General features: G+C 44.3%; 6 protein-coding genes. 4 read left to right on the forward strand and 2 right to left on the reverse strand.

The window, feature by feature from the left end:
- Positions 1-24 precede the first annotated feature (24 nt).
- Positions 25-219, reverse strand: coding sequence for a hypothetical protein (locus MICAI_RS11030; RefSeq protein WP_039900004.1), 195 nt, complete (start codon positions 217-219; stop codon positions 25-27).
- 7 nt (positions 220-226) lie between these two features.
- Between MICAI_RS11030 and MICAI_RS11035 the strand changes: the two genes are divergently transcribed.
- Complete coding sequence (locus MICAI_RS11035; protein WP_002783541.1) at positions 227-430, forward strand: type II toxin-antitoxin system HicB family antitoxin; 204 nt, start codon at positions 227-229, stop codon at positions 428-430.
- A 14-nt stretch (positions 431-444) separates the two neighbouring features.
- A complete protein-coding gene (locus tag MICAI_RS11040) occupies positions 445-651 on the forward strand; it encodes a type II toxin-antitoxin system HicA family toxin (RefSeq protein ID WP_012266944.1) in 207 nt (68 codons plus the stop codon).
- Positions 652-909: 258 nt separating this feature from the next.
- On the opposite strand, the gene MICAI_RS11045 is transcribed toward MICAI_RS11040, so the two are convergent.
- Positions 910-1,626 (reverse strand): lysophospholipid acyltransferase family protein, encoded by a 717-nt coding sequence (locus tag MICAI_RS11045; protein ID WP_008201660.1) that lies wholly within the window; start codon positions 1,624-1,626, stop codon positions 910-912.
- 153 nt (positions 1,627-1,779) lie between these two features.
- Here MICAI_RS11045 and metG point away from each other — a divergent pair, with 153 nt between their 5' ends.
- Positions 1,780-3,393 carry a methionine--tRNA ligase gene (gene metG, locus MICAI_RS11050; protein WP_008201662.1) on the forward strand — a complete coding sequence of 538 codons (1,614 nt, stop codon included), beginning with the start codon at positions 1,780-1,782 and terminating at the stop codon, positions 3,391-3,393.
- Positions 3,394-3,493: 100 nt separating this feature from the next.
- Positions 3,494-4,099 carry a LabA-like NYN domain-containing protein gene (locus MICAI_RS11055; protein ID WP_002739868.1) on the forward strand — a complete coding sequence of 202 codons (606 nt, stop codon included), beginning with the start codon at positions 3,494-3,496 and terminating at the stop codon, positions 4,097-4,099.
- Positions 4,100-4,383 lie beyond the last annotated feature (284 nt).

A 4,383-nucleotide genomic window follows, 5' to 3' on the forward strand; every position in this document is an offset into this window, starting at 1 on the left:
AAACGAATAGGCTTTTTCCATACCTCACATTTTAGCATATATAGCGTTTCCTAAGCTAGTGAGGTACACCTGTTTTTCTTCCCCTTTGCCTTTTGCCTCTTGCCTTTTGCCTAAAACCCATAACTTTTGTACCTCAGCAGACTGAAAAACGCTATATTTCGTAAATGTGCTAATATTTAACAGTAAAGCCGTCGTAGAACGACGGGGTTTCAGACCCAAATTTTCGATGAAATGGCGAGTGATACTTGAACCCGATCCCGATACAAACGAATGGGCAATTTGGTGTCCGGAACTGCCCGGATGCACATCTGCCGGTATTACAGAAGAGGAAGCTCTCAATAATATACGCGAAGCGATCGAGCTTTATTTACAACCTGATGCTATCGACCTTCTACCAGGAGCAGTAATCCGTGAGGTTATGGTGGGATGACTCGACTCAGGAGAATGAATGCTGACGAGGTTGAGCGCATATTACGCAAGTATAACTTTGAACTGATCTCTCAGAAGGGTAGTCATAGAAAATGGCGTGGTAGGGATCAAGATACTCAAGTTATCGTACCTTACCATCAAGGGAGAGATTTACCTACTGGAACATTGCGTAACATCATGATTACAGCCATGATCCCAGAAGGAGAGTGGAAATCTCCATAAACTTCATCTAAAGTCCATCTGTCTAACCAATCACTGCACCCGACCGAGAGTTAGACTGATAATATCATTCAAGGTTGGGCTTCGGCCGTGAGCTTTTGCCGAACGGTTGAAGCATGAAACCCAACGCCCGATCATGTTAGGCTACTGCTAACCCATCCTACAAATAATTGTGTCTCCCTACTTATAACAAATCACTCCAGTATCAATTATGAGTTAGGAAGTGGGAAGAAAAAAGCTGCCGACCGCCTTCTGACTTCGTTACCCTTTCAGCAATAAATCGCTAATTTCCGACTGACAATGACCAATTAAACGATTAAGGGCTTTTTTTCCTTGTTTACCTTGATAATCTGAGCGATCGCTTTCAGTAATTTCATAGGGACGACCGATCGCCACCTTGACACGATGATAAAAGACAACGGGATGCCAACCATCTTGATCGAATAAAGGTTCAGTGGTATCTAACCAGCGCAGCAAACGCACGGGAAAAGGACTAATAGCAGTTTCCGACTCGGAGAGAATAGCCACAGGTAAGACCGATAGATTCTCCACGGGACAACGCAGAGCTAAATGGGCAAATCCGCTCTGAAACGGGCTAATTTGACGAGGAGCAGTCAAATTTAACATCGGCGATCCACCTTCCGGAAATAAACCGATCCATCGTCCGGACTGTAAAAAATCCGTTGCTTGCCGAAAAAAAGTCTGGTGGCGTTTTTCAGGGGTATCAAAGGGAAAACAGCCCAATTCTCCGATTAATTCCCGCAAAAGCGGCGTTTTTCCCATGTAGTGATGACAGGCAATCGGGAGAGTTTTGCCCAAAGCTTGAATTAAGATCGGCGCGTCCAAAAAGCTACGATGGTTACTTACCACGATCGCCACTCCTTGGCCGGGTAGATTTTCTTGACCGACGGTAAACAGACTCGTGCGCGTGGTATCAAGAATTAAACGAGAGGTGGATAGGGGGGTAAGCAGCTTCATGGAAAAAAAATCGGCCTTAAGATTGTTTTTATTGACTTAGACTACAACTAAAGGATAAAACAGAATTAGAGGATTATAAAACATAGGGATTATCTCCCAATCATCTACGGATCAGCCTCGGGGCAGCCTCGTCTATTTAAAAAAATAAATTTCATGAATGATTTGAATGAGCGAAAAACATTTGCTTTAACAACACCTCTTTATTATGTCAACGATATCCCTCACATCGGCAGTGCCTACACAACGATCGTAGCGGATGTTATGGCACGATGGCAGCGGTTACAGGGCAATTCTGTCCTTTTAATTACAGGAACCGACGAACACGGACAGAAAATCGAACGGACTGCGGCAACCAAAGGACTCGCTCCCCAGGAACACTGCGATCGCATCGCCACCAGTTTTGCCAATCTCTGGGCCAAGCTACACATCCAGTATGATCGCTTTAGTCGCACCACTGCCCCCCGTCATCAGGCAATTGTTAACGAATTTTTTGAAAGAGTCTGGGAAAAGGGCGATATCTATCTTGATCGCCAACAGGGTTGGTATTGCGTCGCCTGTGAAGAATTTAAGGAAAAAAGAGAACTGTTAGATAATGGCTGTTGTCCCATTCATACTAATCTGGCCGCCGAATGGCGCGACGAGGAAAACTATTTTTTCCGTCTCTCTAAATACCAAGCACAACTAGAACAAATTTACCAAGAACAACCCGATTTTATTCAACCAGAAAGCCGACGTAATGAGGTTCTCAACTTCGTCAACCAAGGACTACAGGACTTCTCCATCTCTAGGGTTAATGTGGCCTGGGGGTTTCCCATTCCCCACGATGGTAAGCATACCATCTACGTTTGGTTTGATGCCCTTCTTGGCTATGTTACCGCCCTTCTCGACCCCGAAGACGAACCCACCCTAGAAAATGCTCTGGCCAAATGGTGGCCAATCGATCTGCATCTGATCGGTAAAGATATATTAAGATTCCATGCCATTTATTGGCCAGCTATGCTAATGTCGGCGGGTTTACCCTTGCCTAAAAGAGTATTCGGCCATGGCTTTTTGACCAAAGACGGGCGAAAAATGGGCAAAAGTCTCGGTAATACCCTCGATCCCTTCGATTTAGTCGATCGCTACGGGGCCGATGCCGTCCGTTACTATTTCGTCAAAGAGATTGAATTAGGACAGGATGGCGATTTTCAGGAAACCAGATTTGTTAATATTCTTAACGCAGATTTAGCCAACGATTTAGGCAACCTCCTCAATCGCACCCTAGGCATGGTTAAAAAATACTGCCAAAATAACCCCCCCCAGTTGACCGGGGTAGATATCCCCAACGATAATCACCTTAAGAATATGGGGATCAATTTAGGGGGGATTGTTCAACAGAAGTACGATGCGCTACAATTTGATCAAGCCTGTGAGGAAATATTGGCGTTAATTCGTGCTAGTAACAAGTTTATCGATGAAAGTGCGCCCTGGAGTTTATTTAAACAGAAACAACAGGCAGCAGTAGAACAGGTACTCTATGCGGTTTTGGAATCAGTAAGACTCTCTGCCTACCTACTCTCACCGATAATACCGACCTTGAGCAGTAAAATTTATCAACAACTAGGTTTTGTTATTGATTTTAATACTTTCAGGTCGGAGGATGGGGAAAACCCCCCTGATGGTGTCTCTTTTTGTAAACACCGTCAATGGGGATTACCGACAAATCCACAACTAGGAACACCTGAACCGATCTTTTCTAAACTAGAACTGCCGTTAAACGATTCCTAAAGGAATTTTTTGATAACTCTATTTTTTAAGGTCTGTTGTCCTTTGGGACACAACTGGCAAACACTCAACACTAAACTTTTAACAAACGAGGAAAAATAAAATGTTTGATGATTATGACACGGCCCCAGTCTTCACCCCCGAACAAGTGCTAGAAAATCGCGGTCGTGTGGCGATTTTCATCGATGGTTCTAATTTATTTTATGCGGCCCTGCAATTAGGTATCGAAATTGACTACACCAAATTACTTTGTCGTTTAACTGCCGGTTCTCGTCTCCTGCGGGCCTTCTTTTATACTGGAGTTGATCGCACTAACGAAAAACAGCAGGGATTCCTCCTCTGGATGCGTCGCAACGGCTATCGAGTCATCGCCAAAGATCTAGTACAATTGCCCGATGGTTCCAAAAAAGCCAATCTTGACGTGGAAATCGCCGTAGATTTAATGGCGCTAGTGGGTTCCTATGATACCGCAGTCATTGTCAGTGGTGATGGAGATTTAGCCTATGCTGCCGATTCCGTCAGTTACCGCGGTGCGCGGGTGGAAGTGGTTAGTTTGCGATCGATGACCAGTGATAGTTTAATTAATGTGGCTGATCGCTATGTTGATTTAGATCAAATTAAAGAAGAAATTCAAAAAACCAGCAAACATCACGTTGGTTATAATAATTTCCCCGTCAGCGTCTTGGATCAAGACCGTAGCAGTCGCTAGAAAAATTCAGTAAAAATCCAGTTTAAGGTGGGAATTACCCACCTTTTTCAGTTATCAGTTATCAGTTATCAGTTAGCAGTTAGCAGTTATCAGTGATACTAAATCCGCTGAGTATAGGCTACATATCAGGAGAGGCACTCATGGAAGTGGAGTGACTCTTAAATTATTACAGATGTGTCAGCAGCCGTGTGCAAGCATCCCACCGAAAAACTAATGCGCTCCGTAGGGCTGATTCATTCTCCGAATCTAAGTAGGTAGGCGTTAAAAGTTGTCAGATCCCCCCG

The organism is Microcystis sp. T1-4 (assembly GCF_000297435.1).
GTDB lineage: Bacteria > Cyanobacteriota > Cyanobacteriia > Cyanobacteriales > Microcystaceae > Microcystis.

Bases quoted from the DNA above. Each gene is read 5' to 3' on its own strand.
- metG (WP_008201662.1), top strand. From the start codon at position 1,780: ATGAATGATTTGAATGAGCGAAAAACATTTGCTTTAACAACACCTCTT.
- MICAI_RS11045 (WP_008201660.1), bottom strand. From the start codon at position 1,626: ATGAAGCTGCTTACCCCCCTATCCACCTCTCGTTTAATTCTTGATACC.
- MICAI_RS11040 (WP_012266944.1), top strand. From the start codon at position 445: ATGAATGCTGACGAGGTTGAGCGCATATTACGCAAGTATAACTTTGAA.
- MICAI_RS11055 (WP_002739868.1), top strand. From the start codon at position 3,494: ATGTTTGATGATTATGACACGGCCCCAGTCTTCACCCCCGAACAAGTG.
- MICAI_RS11035 (WP_002783541.1), top strand. From the start codon at position 227: ATGAAATGGCGAGTGATACTTGAACCCGATCCCGATACAAACGAATGG.